The sequence below is a fragment of the Paraburkholderia sp. BR13444 genome, from assembly GCF_040948755.1.
Lineage (GTDB): Bacteria > Pseudomonadota > Gammaproteobacteria > Burkholderiales > Burkholderiaceae > Paraburkholderia > Paraburkholderia youngii.
The window spans coordinates 94,707-120,223 of record NZ_JBFPKM010000002.1 but is presented as its reverse complement, the minus strand read 5'-3'; the positions used below and the strand labels follow the sequence as shown (position 1 = coordinate 120,223).

Annotated in this window: 22 protein-coding genes; 16 read left to right on the top strand and 6 right to left on the bottom strand. The window is 63.8% G+C overall.

What is annotated here, in order from left to right; genetic code table 11:
* Positions 1-362: 362 nt before the first annotated feature.
* Positions 363-1,007 (bottom strand): oxygen response regulator transcription factor FixJ, encoded by a 645-nt coding sequence (fixJ, locus tag AB3X95_RS04880; protein ID WP_008922736.1) that lies wholly within the window; start codon positions 1,005-1,007, stop codon positions 363-365.
* Positions 1,004-3,520 carry an oxygen sensor histidine kinase FixL gene (gene fixL / locus AB3X95_RS04875; RefSeq protein WP_221314006.1) on the bottom strand — a complete coding sequence of 839 codons (2,517 nt, stop codon included), beginning with the start codon at positions 3,518-3,520 and terminating at the stop codon, positions 1,004-1,006. Before fixL ends, fixJ begins: the two co-directional genes overlap by 4 nt.
* 275 nt (positions 3,521-3,795) lie before the next feature.
* Between fixL and aceE the strand changes: the two genes are divergently transcribed.
* The 3 genes from aceE (at position 3,796) to lpdA (ending at position 10,147) form a co-directional block, all read left to right on the top strand.
* Positions 3,796-6,501, top strand: a complete 2,706-nt coding sequence (aceE, locus tag AB3X95_RS04870) for a pyruvate dehydrogenase (acetyl-transferring), homodimeric type (RefSeq protein ID WP_368620802.1) — start codon at positions 3,796-3,798, stop codon at positions 6,499-6,501.
* 83 nt (positions 6,502-6,584) lie between these two features.
* The gene (gene aceF / locus AB3X95_RS04865) at positions 6,585-8,243 is read left to right on the top strand and encodes a dihydrolipoyllysine-residue acetyltransferase (protein ID WP_184226650.1); all 1,659 of its coding nucleotides are present in this window, start codon (positions 6,585-6,587) and stop codon (positions 8,241-8,243) included.
* Positions 8,244-8,374: 131 nt separating this feature from the next.
* A complete protein-coding gene (gene lpdA, locus AB3X95_RS04860) occupies positions 8,375-10,147 on the top strand; it encodes a dihydrolipoyl dehydrogenase (protein WP_176108187.1) in 1,773 nt (590 codons plus the stop codon).
* A gap of 325 nt (positions 10,148-10,472) precedes the next feature.
* Here the strand turns inward: lpdA and AB3X95_RS04855 are convergent, their stop codons facing one another.
* Positions 10,473-11,048, bottom strand: coding sequence for a phasin family protein (locus tag AB3X95_RS04855; RefSeq protein ID WP_013089827.1), 576 nt, complete (start codon positions 11,046-11,048; stop codon positions 10,473-10,475).
* A 779-nt stretch (positions 11,049-11,827) separates the two neighbouring features.
* On the opposite strand from AB3X95_RS04855, the gene pbpG reads away from it, so the two are divergent.
* Complete coding sequence (gene pbpG, locus AB3X95_RS04850; protein ID WP_368620801.1) at positions 11,828-13,042, top strand: D-alanyl-D-alanine endopeptidase; 1,215 nt, start codon at positions 11,828-11,830, stop codon at positions 13,040-13,042.
* A 149-nt stretch (positions 13,043-13,191) separates the two neighbouring features.
* On the opposite strand, the gene AB3X95_RS04845 is transcribed toward pbpG, so the two are convergent.
* Positions 13,192-14,016 carry an IclR family transcriptional regulator gene (locus AB3X95_RS04845; protein ID WP_176126472.1) on the bottom strand — a complete coding sequence of 275 codons (825 nt, stop codon included), beginning with the start codon at positions 14,014-14,016 and terminating at the stop codon, positions 13,192-13,194.
* 179 nt (positions 14,017-14,195) lie between these two features.
* Between AB3X95_RS04845 and AB3X95_RS04840 the strand changes: the two genes are divergently transcribed.
* Positions 14,196-14,918: a (Fe-S)-binding protein gene (locus AB3X95_RS04840; RefSeq protein WP_176108189.1), complete on the top strand. Its 723-nt coding sequence runs from the start codon at positions 14,196-14,198 to the stop codon at positions 14,916-14,918.
* A 112-nt stretch (positions 14,919-15,030) separates the two neighbouring features.
* Positions 15,031-16,446 (top strand): lactate utilization protein B, encoded by a 1,416-nt coding sequence (locus AB3X95_RS04835; RefSeq protein WP_176126470.1) that lies wholly within the window; start codon positions 15,031-15,033, stop codon positions 16,444-16,446.
* A 90-nt stretch (positions 16,447-16,536) separates the two neighbouring features.
* On the opposite strand, the gene AB3X95_RS04830 is transcribed toward AB3X95_RS04835, so the two are convergent.
* Positions 16,537-17,037, bottom strand: coding sequence for a hypothetical protein (locus AB3X95_RS04830; RefSeq protein WP_176126468.1), 501 nt, complete (start codon positions 17,035-17,037; stop codon positions 16,537-16,539).
* A 276-nt stretch (positions 17,038-17,313) separates the two neighbouring features.
* On the opposite strand from AB3X95_RS04830, the gene AB3X95_RS04825 reads away from it, so the two are divergent.
* The 10 genes from AB3X95_RS04825 (at position 17,314) to iscX (ending at position 24,553) form a co-directional block, all read left to right on the top strand.
* Complete coding sequence (locus tag AB3X95_RS04825) at positions 17,314-17,553, top strand: hypothetical protein (RefSeq protein ID WP_176126466.1); 240 nt, start codon at positions 17,314-17,316, stop codon at positions 17,551-17,553.
* Between the two features lie 155 nt (positions 17,554-17,708).
* Entirely contained in the window at positions 17,709-18,206 is a 498-nt protein-coding gene (locus tag AB3X95_RS04820) for a low molecular weight protein-tyrosine-phosphatase (RefSeq protein ID WP_176126464.1), read from the top strand.
* Positions 18,207-18,404: 198 nt separating this feature from the next.
* On the top strand, positions 18,405-18,935 hold the full coding sequence (gene iscR / locus AB3X95_RS04815; RefSeq protein ID WP_013089819.1) for a Fe-S cluster assembly transcriptional regulator IscR: 531 nt from the start codon (positions 18,405-18,407) through the stop codon (positions 18,933-18,935).
* Between the two features lie 83 nt (positions 18,936-19,018).
* Positions 19,019-20,242, top strand: a complete 1,224-nt coding sequence (locus AB3X95_RS04810) for an IscS subfamily cysteine desulfurase (protein WP_176108193.1) — start codon at positions 19,019-19,021, stop codon at positions 20,240-20,242.
* 72 nt (positions 20,243-20,314) lie between these two features.
* Entirely contained in the window at positions 20,315-20,728 is a 414-nt protein-coding gene (iscU, locus tag AB3X95_RS04805) for a Fe-S cluster assembly scaffold IscU (RefSeq protein WP_013089817.1), read from the top strand.
* An 81-nt stretch (positions 20,729-20,809) separates the two neighbouring features.
* Complete coding sequence (gene iscA, locus AB3X95_RS04800; RefSeq protein ID WP_129959361.1) at positions 20,810-21,133, top strand: iron-sulfur cluster assembly protein IscA; 324 nt, start codon at positions 20,810-20,812, stop codon at positions 21,131-21,133.
* Between the two features lie 138 nt (positions 21,134-21,271).
* Complete coding sequence (gene hscB, locus AB3X95_RS04795) at positions 21,272-21,799, top strand: Fe-S protein assembly co-chaperone HscB (RefSeq protein WP_368620800.1); 528 nt, start codon at positions 21,272-21,274, stop codon at positions 21,797-21,799.
* Positions 21,800-21,980: 181 nt separating this feature from the next.
* Positions 21,981-23,852, top strand: coding sequence for a Fe-S protein assembly chaperone HscA (gene hscA, locus AB3X95_RS04790; protein ID WP_184226654.1), 1,872 nt, complete (start codon positions 21,981-21,983; stop codon positions 23,850-23,852).
* A gap of 146 nt (positions 23,853-23,998) precedes the next feature.
* Positions 23,999-24,340: an ISC system 2Fe-2S type ferredoxin gene (gene fdx / locus AB3X95_RS04785; RefSeq protein WP_013089813.1), complete on the top strand. Its 342-nt coding sequence runs from the start codon at positions 23,999-24,001 to the stop codon at positions 24,338-24,340.
* Positions 24,341-24,355: 15 nt separating this feature from the next.
* Positions 24,356-24,553, top strand: a complete 198-nt coding sequence (iscX, locus tag AB3X95_RS04780) for a Fe-S cluster assembly protein IscX (RefSeq protein ID WP_008922031.1) — start codon at positions 24,356-24,358, stop codon at positions 24,551-24,553.
* A 112-nt stretch (positions 24,554-24,665) separates the two neighbouring features.
* On the opposite strand, the gene AB3X95_RS04775 is transcribed toward iscX, so the two are convergent.
* A complete protein-coding gene (locus tag AB3X95_RS04775; protein WP_368620799.1) occupies positions 24,666-25,415 on the bottom strand; it encodes a glycine zipper 2TM domain-containing protein in 750 nt (249 codons plus the stop codon).
* Positions 25,416-25,517: the final 102 nt, after the last annotated feature.

Below are 25,517 nucleotides of genomic sequence, written 5' to 3'. Positions count from 1 at the left end.
GCTCGCGTGGAGGGGGCGCGCGACGGCGTGCTTCGGCTGCTTGACGAAGCCGGGTCGCCCTGCGACAGGCGCGTTACCGGTTCGGGCAAGGCGCCGCTGCAAAGTCCGACATTATACCGGCGCGGAAGGCGCGCTTCCGCAGTGGATTCGGGGCCCGTGTCGCGCGTGGAAGCGTACGGGAGAGGAGGGGCGGGACATGTGACGGCAAGAAAGCGCAACGCGGGCGGCGGGGCAGGCCGCTCGCACGCCACGCGCACGCCGGACCCAGCGACGCTCACGCCGTCACGAACGGGCGACGCAACTGCCACTCATGGCGGTCACGCAGAAACGGCCCTCCGGGCGAAGGGCCGTCCATACCGATGTTACTGCGCCGTTTGCGGCTTGTTCGACAGCGCGAGTCGCAGCAGATCGGCGACCGTGTTGACGTTCAGCTTTTCCATGATGTTCGCGCGATGCGCTTCGACCGTCTTGATGCTGATGCCGAGGTCGTCGGCGATCTGCTTGTTCAGGCGGCCCGCGATGATCCGCTCGAGCACCTGATGCTCACGCGCGGTGAGCTTGCCGAGGCGCTCGGCCGCGGCACGCTGCTGCTGGACGCTGGTGCTTTCGCTGCGCGCCTTGTCGAGCATGCGCTCGACGAGCTTGCGCAGTTCGGCTTCGTCGAACGGCTTTTCGATGAAGTCCATCGCGCCTTTTTTCATCGTCGACACGGCCATCGGCACGTCGCCGTGACCCGTCACGAAGATGATCGGCAGCGAAGCGTTGTCGGCGATCAGGCGTTCCTGCAACTCGAGCCCGCTCATGCCGGACATCCGCACGTCGAGGATCAGGCACGCGATCTGACCCGGATGCTGATGCGGCTGCCATGCGTCGAGGAACTGTTCGGCGCTCAGGAAGCATTGAACGCGGTAGCCGTTCGCCTCCAGCAGCCAGCGCAGCGAATCTCGCACGGCCTCGTCGTCGTCGACGACAAAGACGGTTTCCTGGGTGGTGACTGGGCTGTTCATAGCTCTCCCGTAACGGTTTGTGGTGTCGGCGCCTCGGACCCGCCGTTGCTCGGGCCGTCAGGCTCCCCAATAGGCAGACTGCAATGGAACGTGGCGCCCGTGACGTGGCCGTCGGATTCGACATTATTGACCACCCACAGACGCCCGCGATGCGATTCGATAATCGAACGGCAAATGTTCAGCCCCATGCCCATGCCATCGGACTTGGTGCTGTAAAACGGTTCGAACAGACGCTCGGCGGTCGTTTCGTCGACGCCCGGCCCCTGATCGACGACGCTGATGCAAACGAAGCCGCTCTCCAGCCGCACGACCACCCGGATCACTGGATCGACCGCATTCGGGCGCGCTTCGGCCATCGCCTCGACGCCGTTCTTCAGCAGGTTTACCAGCACCTGCTCGATCAGCACCGGATCAACGTAGATCACCGGCAGCCGCGAGCGCAGATCGGTGACGATGCGAATCCGCCGCTTCCTTGCCTCGATTTCGGCGAGACCCACCGCGTCGGCGACGATATCCGCGACCCGCGTGGCCTGACGCTTCGGCTCGCTGCGCTTCACGAACTCGCGGATGCGCTTGATGATCATGCCGGCGCGCACCGCCTGCTGGGCGGTCTTTTCGAGCACCGGCAGCAGATTGTCGGGCGTCGTTCGACCGGATTTAACCAGCGCGACGGTCCCGGAGCAATAGTTATTGATCGCGGCGAGCGGCTGATTCAGTTCATGCGCGAGCGACGAGGCCATTTCGCCCATTGTCATCAGGCGGCTCGTGAACTGCAGCTTCTCGTCCTGCTGGCGCGCCAGCTCCTGCGCGCGCTTGCGGGTCGTGATGTCGGTCGCGATCTGCATCTGCGCGAGATGGCCATCGACCCACTGGATGTACTGGCGCCGCACCTCGAACCATTTCTGGATGCCGGGGATGTAGATTTCCTGCGCGTCGGCGGTGCTTTCCGTCAGCGCTGCGGCGGGCAGGCCGACGAAGGTGTCGACCATGTCGATCGAATCGGACGACGCCTGCGAGCTGTCGAAGCCGCCGCCCGCGAGTTCGAGGTGGCCGTCCGGGCGGATCCCGAACAGATGCCGGTAGTAGCGGTTCGCGAACAGCAGCTCGGCTTCGTCGGCGGCGAGCACCGACACCGCGGCATCGAGGCTTTCGAGCACGGTCGTGAAGCGTTCGTGGGCAGCGGCGAGTTCTTCGCGCGCGCGCTTCGGCTCGGTGATGTCGGTCATCGACGACATCCAGCCGGTCTGGCGGCCCGAGCTGTCGATCAGCGGCGACACGTAGAGCCGTGCGTGGAACGTCGAGCCGTCCTTGCGCCGCACGCGCAGCTCGAAGCCGGACGAGGGCGCCTTGCCGCGCAGCGTCATGTCGAGTTGGCGCTGCATCTCGGGGTAAGCGTCGCGCGGCCAGTAGGCGAACGGCGCGCTCTTGCCGACGAGGTCGCTTTCGTCCCAGCCGGTCATGCGGCAGAACGCGGGGTTCACGTGCGTGATGCGGCCGTGCATGTCGAGCACGCGCATGCCGATCAGCACCGAATTTTCCATTGCGCGGCGGAAAAACGCTTCCGCGTACAGCGCCTGCTGCGCCTCGAAGCGCTGCCGGGTGTGCTTCCACAGACTCCACAGGCTCCACAGCACGAAGCAGGACAGGCCGGCCACCAGCCACACCAGCGTGTTGTTCGTGAAGTTGGTGATCTGCGGGAACGCGTACACGCGCACCGAGATGCCCTGGCCCGGCGGGTCGAGCGGCAGGTCGTAGAACATGTCGCGCGGCAGGCGCGGGCGGGTCGACGTGGTGGTCAACTCGCGGTTGTTCACGTCGATGATCGAGATCTTGTATTTGGCCGACAGCTCGGGCGGGATGTCGCGCTTCAGAATGCCTTCCACCGAGAACACCGCGGCGATCGTGCCGAGGAAATCGCGGTCGCGGAAGATCGGCGTTTGCAGCGTGATGAAGCCGTTGCCGAGGTCGTCGTAGATGAGCGGCGAGTACACTTGGCGGCGCGTGTTGCGCGCCTCGGCGAAACCGGCTTTGACCGCTTCGTCCATTTGCGCGTCGTTCGGGCGCGCGAGCCGCTGGCCGAGCACCGGCGGTGCGGCATTGGGCCAGCGCGGCTGCTGCTGAGCGGTGTACCAGTTCATGTAGAGGATCTCGGGATGCCCCTGCATGATGTCCGTGGTGTTCACCTGAAACGAATGCTCGTCGGCGTGGCCGGCGGCGAGGTCGCGCGCGAGCGCCTGGATCTGTTCCTGCGCGCTTGTCATTGACAGCCGGATCTGCTGCTGCGCCCACGCGACGTTGCGGTACAGCGTGTCTTCCTGCTGCTGCTGTTCGCGCCGGTTCAGACTCCAGAGAATCAGGCTCATGACGACCAGGAATACCAGGATCGACAGCAGCGGCGTCAGCAAATAGGAATTGGACCACCAGGGTCCGTGGTGCCAGCGCGGGGACGGCGACGAATCCGCCGGCGAACCCGCGGTGCGCGCCGAGCGAGAGAAAAGCCGTTCGGTCAACATGCGTGGCATTGTAGCTCAGCACGTCCCCGACAAATGGCGCAAAAAAGCGCGGAAAGTGCAGTTAATCGGCGCAAACTAGCCGACGGATGAGTCTAACGGCAGTCAAACCAGGTTGCGTTGCAGCAATTTTCCGCATTGTGAGAATTGATCTCGTAATTTGAAAATTTGATTGCGTTCACGTCGGGACCCTTATTACAATCGGCCGGTGCTGCCGCGGCCTATCCTACGTCCGCGTGATCTGTTCAAAGTGCGTTCCCCATATCCAGGAGACGAGCATGTCCGCTGTACCCGACGAAGTCATGAAATATGTCGCCGCCGAGAAAGACGACGATCCCCAGGAAACCGGCGAATGGCTGGAAGCGCTGGATGGCGTGATTTCTGCTGTAGGCCCTGATCGTGCCCACTACCTGATCGAAAAGCAGATCGAGTTTGCACGCGTGCACGGCGAACATCTGCCGTTCTCCGCCAATACGCCTTACATCAACACGATCCCGGTCGCGCGTCAGGCCAAGAATCCCGGCGACCAGGACATCGAACACCGCATCCGCTCGTACACCCGCTGGAACGCAATGGCGATGGTGCTGCGCGCCGGCAAGGAAACCAACGTCGGTGGTCACATCGCGTCGTTCGCGTCGGCCGCCACGCTGTACGACGTCGGCTACAACCACTTCTGGCACGCGCCGTCGGCCGAGCACGGCGGTGACCTCGTGTTCGTGCAGGGCCACTCGTCGCCGGGCGTCTACTCGCGCGCGTTCCTGCTCGGCCGCCTGACCGAGAAGCAGCTCGACAACTTCCGCCAGGAAGTCGGCGGCGAGGGCATCTCGTCGTATCCGCATCCGTGGCTGATGCCGGACTTCTGGCAATTCCCGACCGTCTCGATGGGCTTGGGCCCGATCATGGCGATCTACCAGGCGCGCTTCATGAAGTACCTGCAGGCGCGCGGCATCGCGAAGACCGACGGCCGCAAGGTCTGGGCCTTCCTCGGCGACGGCGAAACGGACGAGCCGGAATCGCTCGGCGCGATCGGCATGGCCGGCCGCGAGCGGCTGGACAACCTCGTGTTCGTGATCAACTGCAACCTGCAGCGTCTCGACGGTCCGGTGCGCGGCAACGGCAAGATCATCCAGGAACTCGAAAGCGAATTCCGCGGCGCCGGCTGGAACGTGATCAAGGTCATCTGGGGCAGCCGCTGGGATGCCCTCTTCGCGCGCGACAAGTCGGGCGTGCTGATGCGCCGCATGATGGAAGTCGTCGACGGCGAGTACCAGACGTACAAGTCGGAGTCGGGCGCGTTCGTGCGCGAGCACTTCTTCAACACGCCGGAACTGAAGGCGCTGGTCGCCGACTGGTCCGACGACGACATCTGGAATCTGAACCGCGGCGGCCATGATCCGCACAAGATCTACGCGGCGTTCACGGAAGCGACCAATTCGAAGGGCCAGCCGACCGTCATCCTCGCGAAGACGATCAAGGGCTACGGCATGGGCGAAGCCGGCCAGGCGATGAACATCACCCACCAGCAGAAGAAGATGCAGGTGGAGCAGCTGAAGAAGTTCCGCGACCAGTTCCGTCTGCCGATCACGGACGAGCAGATCGTCGACGTGCCGTACCTGACCTTCGAGGAAGGCTCGAAGGAACTCGAATACATGCGCCAGCGGCGCATGGACCTCGGCGGCTATCTGCCGGCGCGTCGTCAGAAGGCCCAGTCGCTGCCGGTGCCGGAACTGTCGGCATTCGAGCCGCTGCTGAAGGGCACGGGCGAAGGCCGCGAGATCTCCACGACGATGGCGTTCGTGCGGATCCTGAACATCCTGCTGAAGGACAAGGCGCTCGGCAAGCGCGTCGTGCCGATCGTGCCGGACGAGTCGCGTACGTTCGGTATGGAAGGTCTGTTCCGCCAGATCGGCATCTGGAATCAGGACGGTCAGAAGTACGTGCCGGAAGATTCCGACCAGCTGATGTTCTACCGTGAGTCGGAAACCGGTCAGATCCTGCAGGAAGGCATCAACGAAGCCGGCGGCATGGCCGACTGGATTGCAGCCGCGACGTCGTACTCGACGCACGGCGAGATCATGATCCCGTTCTACATCTTCTACTCGATGTTCGGCTTCCAGCGCATCGGCGACCTCGCATGGGCCGCTGGCGACATGCGCTCGCGCGGCTTCCTGCTGGGCGGTACTGCCGGCCGCACGACGCTGAACGGCGAAGGTCTGCAACACGAAGACGGCCACTCGCTGCTGTGGGCGGCTTCGGTGCCGAACTGCATCAGCTACGACCCGACCTTCGGCTACGAACTCGCGGTCATCGTGCAGGACGGTCTGCGCCGCATGGTCGCCGAGCAGGAAGATGTGTATTACTACATCACGGTGATGAACGAGAACTACGAGCACCCGGCGATCCCGCAGGGCCCCGGGCTGGAAAGCGTAGCCGAGGACATCATCAAGGGCATGTACTCGTTCAGAAAGACCGCTGCCGACAAGAAGGCGCCGCACGTGCAGCTGATGGGCGCGGGCACGATCTTCAACGAAGTGATCGCCGCGGCCGACCTGCTAAAGAACGACTGGGGCGTGAACGCCGACCTGTGGAGCGTGCCGAGCTTCACCGAGCTCGCGCGCGAAGGTCACGAAGTGCAGCGCTGGAACCTGCTGCACCCGACCGAAGAGAAGAAGCTGTCGCACGTCGAGAAGCTGCTGAAAGATGCGCCGGGTCCGGTCATCGCGTCGACCGACTACGTGCGTGCGCTGACCGAGCAGATCCGCGCGTTCGTGCCGCAGAAGTTCGTGGTGCTGGGCACCGACGGCTACGGCCGTTCGGACACGCGCGAGAAGCTGCGTCACTTCTTCGAAGTCGATCGCTACTGGGTCACGGTCGCCGCGCTCAACGCGCTGGCGGACGAAGGCACGATCGAACGCAAGGTGGTCGCCGAGGCGCTCAAGAAGTACAACCTTGATCCCGCCAAACCCAACCCGATGACCGTCTAAGGCATCACCCGTGTGCCACGATGCACGCGCCTGCTCCTCGTCGCGAGGGGCAGGCGGCGTGCGCGGCCCAGGAGACACTAACAATGAGTCAAGCGATCGAAGTCAAGGTGCCGGACATCGGCGATTACAAGGACGTCCCTGTGATCGAGGTGCTGGTAAAGGCGGGTGACACCGTCGAAAAAGAGCAATCGCTCGTTACGCTGGAATCCGACAAGGCGACGATGGACGTGCCGAGCTCGGCTGACGGCGTCGTCAAGGAAGTGAAGGTCAAGGTCGGCGATGCGGTGTCCGAAGGCACGCTGATCGTCGTGCTGGAAGGCGCCAACGCGGCTGCCGCGGCGCCCGCGCCGGCGGCAGCTCCTGCGCCTGCACCGGCACCGGCGCCGGCGCCGGCGGCAGCTCCCGCCGCGGCGCCCGCGGCGGCAGGCGGCGGCGTGCAGGAAATCAAGGTGCCGGATATCGGCGACTACAAAGATGTTCCCGTGATCGAGATCGCGGTGAAGGTCGGCGACCGCGTCGAGAAGGAACAGTCGCTCGTCACGCTCGAATCCGACAAGGCGACGATGGACGTGCCCAGCTCGGCCGCCGGCGTCGTCAAGGAAGTGAAGGTCAAGGTTGGCGATACGGTGTCGGAAGGCTCGGTCATCGTCGTGATCGAAGCGGAAGGCGGCGCTGCTCCAGCACCCGCGCCCGCACCGGCCGCGAAGGCGCCGGTCGAAAAGCCGTCCGACGCACCCGCCACGCCGACCCCGGCGCCGGCCGCGCCGTCCGCGCTCGCGCAGGCGCCGCTGATCCCGGCCGGCGAAGGCGGCACGCGTCATCCGAGCCACGCTTCGCCGTCGGTGCGCAAGTTCGCGCGCGAACTCGGCGTCGACGTGAGCCAGGTGAAGGGCACGGGTCCGAAGGGCCGCATTACGCAGGCCGACGTGACCGCGTTCGTGAAGGGCGTGATGACCGGCCAGCGCGCGGCGCCGGCAGGAGCCGCCGCCCCGGCCGCCGGCGGTGGCGAACTGAATCTGCTGCCGTGGCCGAAGGTCGACTTCACGAAGTTCGGTCCGATCGATCCGAAGCCGCTGTCGCGCATCAAGAAGATCTCGGGCGCGAACCTGCATCGCAACTGGGTCATGATCCCGCACGTCACGAACAACGACGAAGCGGACATCACCGAGCTCGAAGCGCTGCGCGTAAAGCTGAACAAGGAACACGAAAAGGCGGGCGTCAAGTTCACGATGCTCGCGTTCGTGATCAAGGCCTGCGTGGCGGCCCTGAAGAAATTCCCGACTTTCAACGCGAGCCTCGACGGCGACAACCTGGTGTTCAAGCAGTACTACCACATCGGTTTTGCCGCGGACACGCCGAACGGCCTCGTCGTTCCGGTGATTCGCGACGCGGACAAGAAGGGTCTCGTCGACATCGCGAAGGAAATGGCCGACCTGTCGAAGGCCGCGCGCGAAGGCAAGCTGAAGCCGGACCAGATGCAGGGTGGCTGCTTCTCGATCTCGTCGCTGGGCGGTATCGGCGGCACGCACTTCACGCCGATCATCAATGCGCCTGAAGTCGCGATTCTCGGCCTGTCGCGAAGCGCGATGAAGCCGGTGTGGGACGGCAAGCAGTTCGAGCCGCGCCTGACCATGCCGCTGTCGCTGTCGTACGACCATCGCGTGATCGACGGAGCGGAAGCCGCGCGCTTCAACGCATACCTCGGTTCGATTCTTGCCGATTTCCGGCGTGTGATTCTTTGACCGGCTGATGAGGTCCGCCGGCGCGGGCGCGGATAGTTCCGACCGTTCCGCGTCGCGCCGTCCGCGCGTTCGCGTGCGCCATGCGCGCCGAACGCGCCGCTCATCATCGATCAATAAGAGAAGGGGACACCATGAGTCTCGTCGAAGTAAAAGTGCCGGACATCGGTGACTTCAAGGATGTCGACGTTATCGAAGTCAACATCAAGCCGGGCGACGTCATCGAGCAGGAGCAGTCGCTGCTGACGCTCGAATCCGACAAGGCGTCGATGGAAGTGCCGAGCGATACCGCCGGCACCGTCAAGGAAGTGCGCATCAAGCCGGGCGACAAGGTTTCGCAGGGCACGGTGATCGCGCTCGTCGAGGCAGCGGCGGGCGGCGCGGCCGCGGCCGCGCCGGCAGCGAAGGAACCTGAAAAGGCGGCGCCCGCGCCGGCGCCTGCCGCGCCGAAGGCCGCCGCACCGGCGCCGCAGGCCGGCAGCTATTCGGGCAGCGCGGACATCGAGTGCGACATGCTCGTGCTCGGTTCGGGCCCCGGTGGCTATTCGGCCGCGTTCCGCTCCGCCGACCTCGGCATGAAGACCGTGCTGGTCGAGCGTTATCCGACGCTCGGCGGCGTGTGTCTGAACGTCGGCTGTATCCCGTCGAAGGCGCTGCTGCACACCGCGCTCGTCATCGACGAAGCGGCTGATCTCGCGTCGCACGGCATCACGTTCGGCAAGCCGCAGATCGACCTCGACAAGCTGCGCGATTTCAAATCGGGCGTGGTCAAGAAGCTGACCGGCGGTCTCGCGGGCATGGCCAAGATGCGCAAAGTCGAAGTGGTGACGGGCACCGGCGCGTTCGTCGATCCTAACCACATGGAAGTGCAGACCGAGGGCGGCAAGAAGGTCGTCAAGTTCAAGCAGGCGATCATCGCCGCGGGCTCGGAAGCGGTGAAGCTGCCGTTCATTCCGGAAGATCCGCGGGTCGTCGATTCGACCGGCGCGCTCGAACTGCGCCAGATTCCGCAGCGCATGCTCGTGATCGGCGGCGGCATCATCGGTCTCGAAATGGCGACCGTGTACTCGACGCTCGGCGCACAGATCGACGTCGTCGAAATGCTCGAAGGCCTGATGACCGGCGCGGACCGCGATCTGGTCAAGGTCTGGGAGAAGTACAACAGCCAGCGGTTCGCGAACGTGATGCTGAAGACCAAGACCGTCGCGGCCGAAGCGAAGGACGACGGTATTTACGTGTCGTTCGAGGGCGAGAAGGCGCCGGCCGAGCCGCAACGCTATGACCTCGTGCTGGTGGCCGTGGGCCGCTCGCCGAACGGCAAGCGGATCGGTGCGGAAAAGGCCGGGGTCGCGGTGACGGATCGCGGCTTCATCGAAGTCGACAATCAGCAGCGCACAAACGTGCCGCACATCTTCGCGATCGGCGATATCGTCGGTCAGCCGATGCTCGCGCACAAGGCCGTGCACGAAGGCCACGTGGCGGCGGAAGCCGCGCATGGCGAGAAGGCGTACTTCGACGCGATGCAGATTCCGTCGGTGGCATACACCGATCCGGAAGTGGCATGGGCCGGCAAGACGGAAGACCAGCTGAAAGCCGAAGGCATCAAGTTCGGTAAGGCGGTATTCCCGTGGGCCGCGTCGGGCCGCGCGATCGCCAACGGCCGCGACGAAGGCTTCACGAAGCTGCTGTTCGATGAGGAGACGCATCGCGTGATCGGCGGCGGTATCGTCGGTCTGAACGCGGGCGACCTGATCAGCGAGGTCTGTCTCGCGATCGAGATGGGCGCGGACGCAACGGATATCGGCAAGACGATCCATCCGCATCCGACGCTCGGCGAATCGATCGGCATGGCGGCCGAGTTGTATGAAGGCGTCTGTACCGATCTGCCGCCCGTTAAGAAGAAGTAAAGCGGTGCGCCGGGAATGCATGGCGACATGCGGGCCCGGCGAAGTGCGTCAGGCTGTAGCGCAAAGAAAAACGGCGCGCTCCATGTCGGAGCGCGCCGTTTCTGTTTTCCCGGCGGCCGGTAGGCGGGCAAAAAAATCCCGGCTTGGCGGCCGGGCAAACGATACGTCCATTGCAACGTATCGGAGCGTTCGGCCAATCAAACCGTATAAGCGGCAACGGCACGACGCTGTTGCTTGCGATAACGCCGGCGCAGCGCGTAGGCTGGGCCGGCGGGAAAGACGACGACGCCAGGTGTTTAACGCCTGGCGTGTTGATGCGTGAAGCTTAGACTGCCTTCTTGGCGGCAGCGCGCGATGCTTGCGCAGCGGCTTGCGAAGCTGCCTTCGAAGCGGCCGTTGCAGCTGCATTGAAGTTGCTTTCGGCGATTTCGACAGCCTGACGGGTTGCCTTGTGGACCGTTTCGTACGTGGTGTTGGCGGCGGTGATAGCCGACTTCATCACGGCGACAGCGGTTTCCGAACCAGCCGGTGCATTCTTGGCGACGTTTTCGACGAGCGCCTGAACCTTGCGGTTTTGCTCTTCGAATTGCGCTTCCGCGACGCGGGTGAATTCACCTTGCGTTGCCGAAACGATTTCGTACACGTGGCGGCCATACGACAGCGCCTTTTCAGCCACCGGCTGCGCGAGGCTTGCTTGCAGTGCCAGCAGTTCCTGTGCGTCCTTCACGGACAGCGCGCGTTGGGCATTTTCCTGGCTTTCGGCGAGCGTCGACTTCACAACTTGCAGGTTCAGCTCAACCAGCTTTTCGACGCCTTCAAATGCTTTGGTCGTCAGGCCGAACAGGGTTTCGAAGTTGGCTTTCTGGGCTGCGGCGAATTGCTCAGGGGTCAGCAGAGTCATGGTTTACGCTCCTGGATCGCGGCCGGTCTGTGCGGACCGCATTGGGTGGGTGGCAAGACGCCGATTGATCGTCCGCCTGGACCGCGATGTATTGTGCATCGCAGCAATGGTTCCCATTTTAGGATGACCACAAGGAATGTCAAGCGTTTTTTGTGCGTCGCACAATGTTAAGAAAACGCCGATAAAACAAGAGGTTATGCAGTATGCATGTCATTAATATGACGCGGAACGATTGAGTCGCTGCACCTCGCTGGTGCGAGATAAACGACCCCCGCAACAGGCGGCCGCGAGATTATTTTTCGCCGTCAAAGCCTTTATGCGGGCCGAGAGGGTTGCATCGGAGCGATTCGCCCCTGAAAAACCAATCATCATCAATTCGATGTAAACCACCCGATGACAAGGAACGTTAAAGAACGAAGGCAGTCGAACGCGCGTTGGCGACTTTCGTCAGACACTTAAAAGTCTGTCGCACGCTCGCAACGCCCTCATGGCGCGGCGCAGTAGTTTCCGCCGGCGCTCTGACAGTATTTCCCCGGATCAAGGTTGTCTCAAAATTGCCGTTATCCTGCAAGGATCTGCTCGGTTGGGCTGGACGGCAGCAATGGCGAGGCTTGCTGGCGACGATCGTTTTTTTCGATCGAGGCGCGGCACTTATTCGTGTTTTCGCGATCGGAGCTGACAAGCCGGTTTAAGGACCGCGTATAAGTGCTTCAAATTGCTAATTTTTCGTTGCTTTACTACACTTGCGGAAACCTCTCGCCGCTCCCTATCGAACACCCATGAAAACCGACATGTTTTCGTCGCTAAAGGCGCTCCACGGCGCGGCGCGCAGCACCGCTCTGTCGGTGGCCGTCTCGCTGGCGGTCGCAGCGGCGTTCGCTGCGCCTGTCAGCGCTTTTGCAGCTACGTCTGCTGCATCCGCAAAAACTTCCACACACGCAAAAACCGCCAAAAAGCCGGCGCAAGCGGCCGCCACCGAGAAAGTGTCGAGCCGTGCGGCGAAAGCCGGCAAAGCTGAGGCAGCGAAAGCCGGCAAGGGCGAGGCCGTGAAAGCCGCTGCCGCAGACGAAGATGCGCCGCGCGCCAGCGTCAAACGCAAGCGCGTGACGTTCGCGGCGAACGGCCGGCACCATTCTGTGATGCGACGCGTCGCGTTCGAGCCGCGCCAGCCGAGCGTCGGCCAAGCGTTTGGTTTGCACGAGACGCCGGAGGCGCTGATGCTGCGCTCGAGCGTCGCCTACGTAATCGACCAGAACAGCGGCGAGACGCTGTTCGACAAGAACTCGCGTGCTGTGGTACCGATCGCATCGATCAGCAAGCTGATGACCGCGATGGTGGTCCTCGATTCGAAAGAGCCGATGACCGACCAGCTCGAAGTCACCGACGAAGACCGCGACTACGAGAAGAACACCGGTTCGCGTTTGGCGGTGGGCTCGGTGCTGTCGCGCGAGGACATGCTGCACATCGCGCTGATGGCGTCGGAAAACCGCGCGGCGGCGGCGTTGTCGCGCTACTACCCGGGCGGCCGCCCGGCGTTCCTTGCGGCCATGAACGCGAAGGCCAAGCAACTCGGCATGAACGACACGCACTTCGAGAACCCGACCGGTCTGACGAGCATGAACGTGTCGAGCGCGCGCGACCTGGTGAAGATGGTCAACGCGGCGTATCAGTACCCCCTGATCCGCAAGTTCTCGACCGATCACAGCTACGAGGTGTACACCGGCAAGCGCACGCTCGCGTATAACAGCACGAATGCGCTGGTGCGCAACCCGACGTGGGACATCGGTCTGCAGAAGACCGGCTTCATCAACGAAGCGGGTGAGTGTCTCGTGATGCAGGCGACCATCCACGGCCGGCCGATGATCCTGGTGCTGCTCGATTCGTCGGGCAAGTACTCGCGTTTCGCGGACGCGACGCGTCTGCGTACATGGCTCGACAACGGCGGCGACCAGACACGTATCACGAGCGCCGATGCCGGCGGTCCCGGTACCTGAAGCCGGAACGATTAGTCAGCCGATCGTATTCAGACCGGCCGCAGTTGTCGTGCCAAGAAAAAGCCTCGCGGATGCGAGGCTTTTTTCGTTGGCGTCGAAGACGGAGCGCAACGGTGCAACGGCTGTCAGGCGGCCCCTGTGCGTGCGGCCTACGAATGCTGGCCGTGCGAACTGTGCGAGCCGTGCGAATGATCCTGCTGCGCCTGCGGCCGATAGCCTAGCGACTCCGAAATCATCAACGCGGTCTGGCTCAACTGCCCCAGCCACGAATCCTGCAAGCGATCGGCCGGCGCAGACAGCGACAGCCCCGCGACCAGCTTGCCCGTATCGTCGTAGATGCCGGCGGCGATGCAGCGCACGCCCAACTCCAGTTCCTCGTTGTCGCGCGCGCAGGCCTGCTGGCGCACATGCGACAGCTCGCGCTCGAGTTTCGCGAGATCGGTGATGCTGTTTTGCGTGTGGCCCGACAGACCGGTGCGGGTTGCGTAGGCACGCACGCGGGTGGCTTCGTCGGCGGCGAGGAACAGCTTGCCGACCGAGGTCAGATGGAGCGGCGCGCGCCCGCCGATCGCCCGCACCACCTGCATGCCCGAGCGCTCCGAATACGCGCGTTCGATATAGACGATTTCGTCACCCTGACGCACCGACAGGTTCACGGTCTGCCCGGTCTGACGGTGCAGCTCGCGCATCGGCGTGAGCGCCGCGTCGCGCACGGACAGGCGCGCCTTGACGAGATTGCCGAGTTCGAGCAGGCGCATGCCGAGACGGTAGGTGCCGGGGTCCGAACGGTCGACCAGCCGGCACATCACCATATCGTTCAGGATCCGGTGCGCGGTGGAGGGGTGCAGCTCCGTGCGGAGGGCCAGTTCTTTCAGGCTGACCGGGTCGCTATGTGCCGCCAGTGCGTCGAGCAGGCGCATCATGCGTTCGATCACCTGGATCGAGGTTTTGGGATCCGGGTTCGTATCGCTCATATGAGAATCGGTGGATGCGTCAAACAGCGAAAACTGATTGTATCTCGTATTGTGAAAAAAGCGAACGCGCTTCGAGGCGCGCTTCCAATCCGACGGTGCTGCTTCCTATGCCTTCCGGCCGTTGGTATTGCACCAGCAAACAGCGGATAATCAGGGACGTTTCCCCGAAAGGAGGGCTCATGCGAGTCGGATTGTTCGTCACGTGCCTGATCGACCTGATGCGTCCCGAGATCGGTTTTTCGGTCATCAAGCTGATCGAAGGCGCCGGTTTCGAGGTCATGGTGCCGCCTGCGCAAACCTGTTGCGGGCAGCCCGCGTACAACTCCGGAGACCGCCGGCTCGCGCGCGAACTCGCTGAGAAAACGCTGCGCGAGTTCGAACAGTTCGACTACGTGGTGGTGCCGTCGGGCTCGTGCGGCGGCATGATCCGCGCGCACTACGGCGACCTGTTCCGCGATGATCCCGAACTTATGAATCGTTTCGGCCGCCTGCGCGGCAAGGTGTTCGAACTGACGGACTTCCTCGTCAACGTCGCGAAGGTGCAGCTGCAACCGGGCGAGTTCGCAGGACAGGTGACTTATCACGACTCATGTTCGGGCCTGCGGGAACTGGGCGTGAAGGCGCAGCCGCGCGAACTGCTCGCGCAGGTCGGCGTCGCGGTCACCGAAATGAACGGCTGCGAGCATTGCTGCGGCTTCGGCGGCACGTTCGCGGTCAAGTACGGCGATATCTCGACCGCGATCGTCGACGAAAAGTGCGCCAACATCGCCGCGAGCGGTGCCGGTACGGTCGTGCTCGGCGACCTCGGCTGCATGTTGAATATCGAAGGGCGGCTGCGCCGCCAGGGCGACTCCACGACGCGCGTGCTGCATATCGCGCAGGTGCTAGCCGGCGACGTGTAAGCCCCGCGCGGCGAACACGGCGATTGTTCGCGTCGCGTCTCTCTCGTCTTTCACGCATTGCGTCGCGCGCGGATGCGCCGCGCGTTTTCAATCCGATCTCCTCAGGGCCGCCATGCAAGTTCAATCGATGCAGTTCAAGGCTCGCGCCGGTCAGAAACTCGCCGACCAGCGCCTGCAGCAAAACCTGACCAAACTGTCTACGAAGTTCGTGTCGGCGCGCGCCAGCGCGATCACCGCGATCGACTTTCCCACGACCCGCGCGGCGCTCAAGGAGCGTCGCAATCGCGCGCTCGAGAATCTCGACGTGTGGCTCGAAACCTTCGAGCGCGAGGCGACCCGGCGCGGCGTGACGATGCTATTCGCGGAGACCACGCAGGAGGCCGCGCGGCTCGTCGGCGACATCGCACGCAAGCACGACGTAAAGAAGGTGATCAAGACCAAGTCGATGGTCACCGAGGAAATGCGCCTGAACGAAGTGCTCGGGCAGATGGGCGTGCAGTCGATCGAAACCGATCTCGGCGAATACATCCTGCAGATCAACGACAACGAGCCGCCGAGCCACATCATCGCGCCGGTCGTTCACAAGGATAAAGACGAGATCGCCGATCTGTTCGCGAAGACCCACGGCCGGCCGCGGCTCACCGAGATTCCCGACATGACGCGCGAGGCGCGCGAGATGCTGCGGCCGCATTTTCTGAGCGCGGACATGGGCGTGACGGGCGGCAATTTCATCATCGCGGAAACGGGCTCGGTGGTGGTCGTGACCAACGAGGGCAACGAAGGCATGTGCACGGTGATGCCGCGCGTGCACGTCGCAGTCACCGGCATCGAGAAGGTGTTGCCGACGCTCGAGGATCTCGCGACAGCGATGCGCCTGCTGCCGCGTTCGGCAACCGGGCAGGCCACCTCGAACTATTTTTCGGTGCTGACCGGGCCGCGTGGCGCGGGCGATCAGGACGGGCCAGAGCATATGTACGTGGTGCTCGTCGACGGTGGCCGAACTGGGCTGATCGGCGGAGACTTTCAGGAGATGCTTCGCTGCATCCGCTGCGGCGCGTGCATGAATCATTGCCCGGTGTATCAGAAGGTCGGCGGACATGCGTACGGGTGGGTGTATCCGGGGCCGATGGGCTCGGTGCTGACGCCGAGCTATGTCGGCATCGACAAGGCGCTCGATTTGCCGCAAGCAGCAACGTTGTGCGGCGAATGCAACAGCGTGTGCCCGGTCGGTATCCCATTGTCCGATCTGTTGCGCAAGCTGCGCGAAAAGCAGATGGAGCGACACCTGCGGCCGTGGAAGGAGCGCGCCGGGTTGGCGGTGTGGGGTTGGCTCGCGCTGCATCCCGATGCCTATGCGCTCTTTACGAAACTCGCGGTGCGCGTGCTGGAGCGCATGGGTGGGCGCAATCGGTCGATTGCAAAGCTGCCGCTCGGCGGCGCGGGCTGGACCGATACGCGCGACATGCCGGCGCCGGTGGGTCGTACGTTCCGGGAGTTGTATGCCGCGCAGCGCAGCCATATTGGCTGAGCCGGCGGCAGTGGGAGTGGTTTGACGGCTGCGCGCTCACACAGCTGTCATCTTGGGCGCGGGCGGGACTAGCTCGACGTCGGACGGTCCTCAATGTTCCGTCGGTTGCCCCGGGCGACGGGCAGGCGCATTTCTCACCCAGTCGTTGCCCCGTCCGCCGTTGCCTGCTTGCGGCTGCGGCTGCGGCTGCGCCGGCGGCGGGCCCCCTGCGCCGGGGCGCGGGCCGCCATTCGCCCCGCTCGGGCCGTGCGGACCGCCCGCTGCGCCCTGCGGCGGTGGCCCGCCGTGCGGCTGTCCAGGACCGCCACCATTGTTGCCACGATCGTTGCCGTGATTGTCGTGGTCGTTGTCGCCCGGATGACCGCGGAAGCCACGGCCCGGCGGCGGGCCGTAGTAGCGTCCCGGACCGTAATCGCTGTAGCCGAGGTACACATTGGATTGCGGCACGACCGCTACGCCCGGCGCGTAATCGTCATAGCCGCTATAGGCGCCGTAGCCGTTGCCATACATCGGCGTGCCGTCGGGATAGACCGCGCAGCCGCCGAGCAGCGCGGCGGCCACGAGGCCAGCGAAAGGTGCAATGCGTTTCATTTTGTGGGACCAGTTGCAAGTGCAAAGAAATGTCGATGTAAGAATAAGACCATCATTATCGCTTTCCGTCGCGGCGGCTTTGTATGAGTTTGTAAGGTCTTCTTTTTCGTGCCAGCGATCCCGCAATCGCTCATGGAAGACCTCTCAATTGACTGTTCCATTTCGAGCAACGATGTATCGCGTGTGCGCGGGTTTTTCCTGATTGTGAATTCCTATAGCATTTCGACTGGGCATAGTGCGCCAAAAGCTCATGCGCCCCTAATTGGAAAACACATCATGAAAAAGACAATATCGGTGTACTGGCCTCTGGCCATCGTTGGGGCGCTCGCGGTGCTCGCCTATCTGCACATCAACGGCCAAACCTCCTCGCGCGCTTCGCAGATGCCGCTCGATGCCAACCATCTGACCGCCGAACTCGCACGCGCGGTGTCATACGGCATGATCGACACAGCGTCGGCATTGCCGGCCAAACCGATGCCTGCCGCCGCGGCGACCCCGCTGGCCGAGGCGTCGTAGGCAGTCGCGGCGGACCGCGGCGGTACGAAGCCCGCTGCGCTTGCGCGGCTGTACCACGACCGGCGCGAATCCGTCGAGGTTTGTATAATCGCGGCGCAGTCCGCTGACTGTCTGATGACCTCACGCGCGGCGCCTGGAGCGCCGAAGAATCCCTGATGAAAACTGTGTCCATCTGTTTCGTTTGCCTCGGGAATATCTGCCGTTCACCGACGGCGGAGGGCGTGATGCGTCATCTAGTCGACGAGGCGAAGCTCGCGGATCGCATTCTGATCGATTCGGCCGGCACCGGCGATTGGCACATCGGCGCGCCGCCCGACGAACGCGCGCAACACGCGGCGCGCCAGCGCGGCTATGCCCTCGACGCGCTGCGCGGCCGCCAGATCACGGTCGCGGACTTCGAGCGCTTCGATCTGCTGATTGCAATGGACGACCGCAACGTCGCCGCGCTGCGTCAACTGTGCCCGTCTTCTCAGCGTGACAAGATCCGCCTGCTGATGGAGTTCGTGCCGGAGTCGGATGGCCGCTGGAGCGGCGCGCGAGAGGTCGTCGACCCGTATTTCGGCGGCGCGGAAGGCTTCGAGTTGGTGCTCGATCAGTGCGAAGCAGCCTGCCGCGGGCTGATCGCCGCGCTGCGCCCGCAGTTGCTCGCGTAGGTATGGGGCGAAGAGCGCGGGCGAATCCCTCGGGTGACAAACGCAGCCTCATGCTGCGTGTGCCGCGCATGTCAATCTGGCGTCGAAGTATGGTGATCAATTAAGCAGATGACACAAAATTTGCCGCCCATACTTGACTAAATCGGTCATGTATTTATACTTGACAAAACTTGTCGAGAATTGCGGTTCCCACACCATATGAGACTCACCACGAAAGGCCGTTTCGCCGTCACGGCGATGATCGACCTGGCGTTGCGCCAGGAGCAGGGCCCGGTGACGCTTGCGGGTATCAGCCAGCGCCAACACATCTCCCTGTCGTATCTCGAGCAGCTGTTTGGCAAGCTGCGCCGTCATGAAATCGTCGAGTCCGTGCGCGGACCGGGCGGTGGCTACAATCTCGCGCGCCGTGCCGAAGAGGTGACGGTGGCCGACATCATCATCGCGGTCGACGAGCCGCTCGATGCCACCCAGTGTGGCGGCAAGGGCACGTGCGAAGGCACCAAGCAGCACGATGGCCACTGCATGACGCATGAGCTGTGGTCGACGCTGAACCAGAAAATGGTCGAATACCTCGATTCGGTTTCGCTAAAGGATCTGGTCGACCAGCAGCGTTCGCGCGAAGGCGCGCCGGCGGTGCTGCGCGACAGGCGCAGCGACGCGCCGGCGGTCGAACCCGTCCGCGTGGCGCCCAAGGGTCCCAATTCCGTTTTCAACATGGCCGGTTCGTGAAGCGCGGCACGCGATAGAAATCCTTCGCCGCAGCCCCATATCGAATTCAGAAGCCAGAGCACATGACGTCCCCGGAGCAATTGATGAACAACGACTCTCTCCATCTGCCCATCTACATGGACTACAGCGCCACGACGCCGATCGATCCGCGTGTGGTGGACAAGATGATCCCGTATCTGCGTGAACAGTTCGGTAACCCCGCGTCGCGTAGCCACGCTTATGGCTGGAACGCCGAACGCGCGGTCGAGGAAGCGCGCGAGCAGGTCGCAGCGCTCGTGAACGCCGATCCGCGCGAAATCATCTGGACCTCGGGTGCGACGGAGTCGGACAACCTCGCTCTGAAAGGTGCCGCGCACTTCTACAAGAGCAAGGGCAAGCACATCGTCACGGTGAAGACCGAGCACAAGGCCGTGCTGGACACCACCCGCGAACTTGAGCGCGAAGGCTTCGAAGTCACCTATCTGGATGTCAAGGACGACGGTCTGATCGACCTCGACGCATTCAAGGCGGCGCTGCGCCCGGACACGATTCTGGTGTCGGTGATGTCGGTCAACAACGAGATCGGCGTGATCCAGGACATCGAGGCGATCGGCGAGATCACGCGTGAAAAGGGCATCATTTTCCACGTCGACGCGGCGCAGGCCACCGGCAAGATCCAGATCGATCTGCAGAAGCTGAAGGTCGACCTGATGTCGTTCTCGGCGCACAAGACCTACGGCCCGAAGGGCATCGGCGCGCTGTACGTGCGTCGCAAGCCGCGCATCCGGATCGAGGCGCAGATGCACGGCGGCGGCCACGAGCGCGGTATGCGTTCGGGCACGCTCGCGACGCACCAGATCGTCGGCATGGGCGAAGCTTTCCGCATCGCGCGTGAAGAGATGGCGACCGAAAACGAGCGCATCCGCATGCTGCGTGACCGTTTGCTCAAAGGCTTGTCGGAAATCGAGGAAGTGTATGTGAACGGCGACATGGAAAAGCGTGTGCCGCACAACCTGAACATCAGCTTCAATTTCGTCGAAGGCGAATCGCTGATCATGGCGGTGAAGGACGTCGCGGTGTCGTCGGGTTCGGCGTGCACGTCGGCGTCGCTGGAGCCGTCGTACGTGCTGCGCGCGCTCGGCCGCAACGACGAACTGGCGCACAGCTCGATCCGCTTCACGGTGGGACGCTTCACGACCGAGCAGGAGATCGACTACGTGATCAACCTGCTGAAGACGAAGATTTCCAAGCTGCGCGATTTGTCGCCGCTGTGGGAAATGCACAAGGACGGCATCGATCTGTCGACCATCCAGTGGGCCGCGCACTGACGCGCCCGCGGAACGAAACCGACATCGAACGTTCATCGGATTGCAGGTTGAAACGAATCAAGGAGTGTAATCATGGCTTATAGCGACAAGGTCCTCGACCACTACGAAAACCCGCGCAACGTCGGTTCCTTCGCCAAGGACGACGACACGGTCGGTACCGGCATGGTCGGTGCGCCGGCCTGCGGCGACGTGATGAAACTGCAGATCCGCGTCGGCGCGGACGGCATCATCGAAGACGCGAAGTTCAAGACCTACGGCTGCGGCTCGGCCATCGCGTCGAGCTCGCTCGTCACCGAGTGGGTGAAGGGCAAGACGCTAGACCAGGCCATGTCGATCAAGAACACGCAGATCGCCGAAGAACTGGCACTGCCGCCGGTGAAGATCCACTGCTCGATCCTCGCGGAAGATGCGATCAAGGCAGCAGTCGCCGACTACAAGCAGCGCCACGGCGAAGCGGCGGTCGCTGAAGACGGCAAGGCCGCCTGAGCAGCAACAAGGTAAGAACGAAGCAACAGGTGAGCGCGGCGCGAACACGCGTGCCAAGCACACCGGCAACTGAGAAACGTTATGGCAATTACGTTGACCGAAAAGGCAGCACAGCACGTCCAGAAGTATCTGACCCGCCGTGGTAAAGGCATCGGGTTGCGCGTCGGCGTGCGCACCACCGGTTGCTCGGGCCTCGCCTACAAGCTCGAGTACGTGGACGAACTCGCGCCGGAAGATCAGGTCTTCGAGACAGGCGGCGTGAAGGTCGTGGTCGACCCGAAGAGTCTCGCGTATATCGACGGCACGGAGCTCGACTTCGCGCGCGAAGGGCTGAACGAAGGCTTCAAGTTCAACAACCCGAACGTGAAAGACGAATGCGGCTGCGGCGAGTCGTTCCGAGTCTAGATTCGTTACTTTCCGCGTGCGGCGGATCAAAGGCGGCGCGGGCCGCCTTTTTAGTTTGATCGGTGCGCGCGTGAAGCGCTCACGCCTGACACGGCCCAACGTTTCCACACCAGGTTTTCATCAACGGACTTTCATCCGATGGCATCGCTGAACGACAGCCACTTCGATCTGTTTGGTCTGCCGGCGCAATTCGCGCTCGACGCGAGCACGCTCGATCACGCGTACCGCACCGTGCAGGCGCAGGTGCATCCGGACCGCTTCGCGGCGGCCGGCGATGCGCAAAAGCGTATCGCGATGCAATGGGCGACGCGCGCGAACGAGGCGTATCAGACGCTGCGCGATCCGCTCAAGCGCGCGACCTATCTGCTGTCGCTGCGCGGCATCAACGTCGGCGCGGAGAACAACACGGCGATGGAGCCCGCGTTCCTGATGCAGCAGATGGAGTGGCGCGAGAGCATCGAGGATGCGGCCGCGGCGAAGAACGTCGACGCGCTCGACGCGCTGCTCATCGAGTTGCGCGACGAGGAACGTCAGCGCTTGGACAAGCTCGGCGCATCGCTCGATAACGGTGCGAATCAGGCGGCGGCCGAGGCGGTGCGGCAGATGATGTTCATCGAACGCGTCGCGTCGGAAATCGAAGCGCAGATCGAGCGGCTCGAAGGCTAGCCCGGTTTCGTGCGGCGCGCGCAAAAAGCGCGGCGCCGGCAAGCAGCAACACGCCGAAGCAGCACCGGCAGGCAGCGATGTAGCAAGCGACAAACAAAAACCAGAGCGGCCGCGAGCCGTGGCATCACCCCCAGCAACGCGAACATTCAGGACGGGGCACAACGTCCCCGAGAAGATCCAGATGGCCTTACTGCAAATCTCCGAACCCGGCATGGCGCCGGCGCCTCACCAGCGGCGTCTGGCGGTCGGTATCGATCTCGGCACCACCAACTCCCTCGTCGCCGCCGTGCGCAGCGGCCTGCCCGATGTGCTGCCCGACGAAGACGGGCACGTGCTGCTGCCCTCGGTGGTGCGCTACCTGGAACAGGGCGGCCGTCGCATCGGCCGCCGGGCGAAGGCCGAGGCCGCCAGCGACCCGCGCAACACGATCGTGTCGGTCAAGCGCTTCATGGGCCGCGGCAAGGCCGAGGTGGAGGGCGCCGAAAACGCGCCGTACGACTTCATCGACGCACCCGGCATGGTGCAGATCCGTACTGTGGACGGCGTGAAGAGCCCGGTGGAAGTATCGGCTGAAATTCTCGCGACGCTGCGCCAGCGCGCCGAAGACACGCTCGGCGACGAACTGGTCGGCGCGGTGATCACGGTGCCCGCATACTTCGACGAAGCGCAGCGCCAGGCGACGAAAGACGCTGCGCGCCTCGCCGGGCTGAACGTGCTGCGGCTGCTGAACGAACCGACCGCGGCCGCGATCGCCTACGGTCTCGACAACGGCGCCGAAGGTCTGTACGCGGTCTACGACCTCGGCGGCGGCACCTTCGACTTGTCCATTCTTAAGCTCACCAAGGGCGTGTTCGAAGTGCTGGCGGCGGGCGGCGATTCCGCGCTCGGCGGCGATGACTTCGACCATGCGCTGTACCGCCATGTGCTCGAACAGGCCGGCATCGCGCCGCAGACGCTCGCGCCGCACGACGTGCGCCTGCTGCTCGATAGCGTGCGCGAGGCCAAGGAGGCGTTGTCGAGCGCGCCGAAGGCTAACCTCAAGCTCACGCTTGCCAACGGCACCGCGCTCGATCTGACGATCGACGAAGCCACTTTCGAGACCATCACGGCCGAGCTGGTGCAACGCACGCTGGGTCCGACGAAGAAGGCGCTGCGCGACGCGAAGGTCACCACCAAGGACATCAAGGGCGTCGTGCTTGTCGGCGGCGCGACGCGCATGCCGGTGATCCGCCGCGCGGTCGAGGCGTTCTTCGGCCAGGCGCCGCTCGTCAATCTCGATCCGGATCAGGTCGTCGCGCTCGGCGCGGCGATCCAGGCCGATCTGCTGGCCGGCAACCGCGGCGCGGAAGGCGACGAGTGGCTGCTGCTCGACGTGATTCCGCTGTCACTCGGCGTCGAGACGATGGGTGGTCTCACCGAAAAGATCATTCCGCGCAACTCGACGATTCCAGTCGCGCGCGCGCAGGATTTCACGACCTTCAAGGACGGTCAGACCGCGATGGCGATTCACGTCGTGCAAGGCGAGCGCGAGCTCGTCAGCGATTGCCGTTCGCTCGCGCGCTTCGAGCTGCGCGGCATTCCGCCGATGGCCGCGGGCGCCGCGCGCATTCGCGTGACCTATCAGGTCGACGCCGACGGCCTGCTGTCCGTGTTCGCGCGCGAGCTCGCGTCGGGCGTGGAGGCGTCGGTCGTCGTGAAGCCTTCGTATGGCCTCGCCGACGACGACATCGCGCGCATGCTCGAAGACAGCTTTTCGACCGCTGAAATCGATATGCGGGCGCGCGCTCTGCGCGAGGCGCAGGTCGAAGCCCAGCGTCTCGTCGAAGCGACCGACGCGGCGCTCGCCGCCGACGCGGAACTGCTCGACGACAGTGAACGCGCCGAACTCGATGCGCTGCTCGCCGCGCTGCGCAACGTCGCGTCGGGCGAGGACGTCGGCGCGATCGAAGCCGCGACGAAGGCGCTCGCCGAAGGCACCGACGAATTCGCCGCGCGCCGCATGAACAAGGGGATTCGCCGCGCGTTGTCGGGCCGCAAGCTCGACGAGATCTGAACGGGCGAACGAACTGCGAACGTCGCACGAATCACCGGAGCGCGCCGGCTGGACTTAAAAAGTCCGCGCGGCGCCAGTAAAATGGTACGGAGCCTGCACGCGGCATTGCTGGCAGCCGCTGTGCCTCAGACCCAAACGGAAACTGTATGCCTCAAATCGTTGTGCTGCCTCACGTCGAACTGTGCCCGGAAGGCGCGGTGATCGACGCCGTTCCCGGCAAGAGCATCTGCGACAACCTGCTCGATAACGGTATCGAAATCGAGCATGCGTGCGAGAAGTCGTGCGCATGCACGACGTGTCATGTGATCGTGCGTGAGGGTTTCGCCGCCTTGACGCCGTCCGAGGAAGACGAGGACGATCTGTTGGACAAGGCATGGGGGCTCGAACCGGCTTCGCGCCTGTCGTGCCAGGCGATCATGCCGGACGAGCAGGATCTGGTCGTCGAAATTCCGCGTTACTCGATCAATCACGCGAAGGAAAACCACTAACAGGAGGGCGCCGCCATGAAGTGGACCGATACGCAAGAAATCGCGATGGCTCTGACCGACAAGCATCAGGATGTCGATCCGCAGCAGGTGCGTTTCACCGATCTGCATCGCTGGGTGATGGAGCTCGAAGGCTTCGACGACGATCCGAACCGCTCCAGCGAAAAGATCCTCGAAGCGATTCAGGCGGCGTGGATCGAAGACGCGGATTATTGAACGCGCGTTCGAACCGATTCATCGAACTGCAAAGAAAAGGCGATTCCGATGGAATCGCCTTTTTTCATGGCTGCGTCGACGAGAGTGGAGCGCGTGAGTGACGCGGCCGATGTCAGTCGGCGACGAGACCGCCGTTCTGCACGCGCACGCGCTCGCCGTCGTGGAACGGCGGGGCCTCGTGATACGTGAAGTAGCGCGTCTTGCCGTCTTCCATGCGCACGCGCACCGAATACGACGTCGTGCTGCGCAGATGTTTTTCGACCGAGTTGCCGGCCAACCCGCCGCCGAGCGCGCCGAGCAGCGTCATCGCGGTACGCCCGCTGCCGGCCCCGAACTGATTGCCGACGACGCCACCGGCCACCGCGCCGCCGACCGCGCCAATACCGGTGCCATGTCCTTCATGCCGAACTGCAGAGATCGCGACGACTGTGCCGCAAGTCGAGCAATGAGCGGCTTGTGGCGCCGGCTGCTGCGCGTACTGGGGCGCTGCTTGCGGCCCGGGTTGTTGCGCGTACTGCGCCTGAGGTGCGGCCGGCGCCTGTTGCTGCTGCGCGTATTGCTGTTGCTGCGCCGGAACGGGGGCCGGGGCTGGGGCGGGCTGCGCAGCTTGCTGAGCCTGAACCTGCTGCTGTTGCGCGGATGGATTGACCGGTGCGGCCGAATCGACGACGCCCGGCACTTGCGTGCTGACCTGCGCGGCCTGTGTCTGACCGTTCTGTGCGCCGTTGCCCGACGCCTTCGGGAACACGCCGGTGATCGCGGCGGTAGCGACGAGACTTGCAACGAGCACCGCGCCGGCGGCGACCGCGATCAACGGATGAAGACGACGTGGCTGCGTGGGTTGATGAGTAGGGGTGTCCATGTGGGGCCTCCGCTTCTGACAGAGCCGACTGCCTATGAGACTGAGTGTCGGGCAATTCGATCCCGGCAGCGTTTCCATTTGTAACCGGCTCGATGGCGGCCT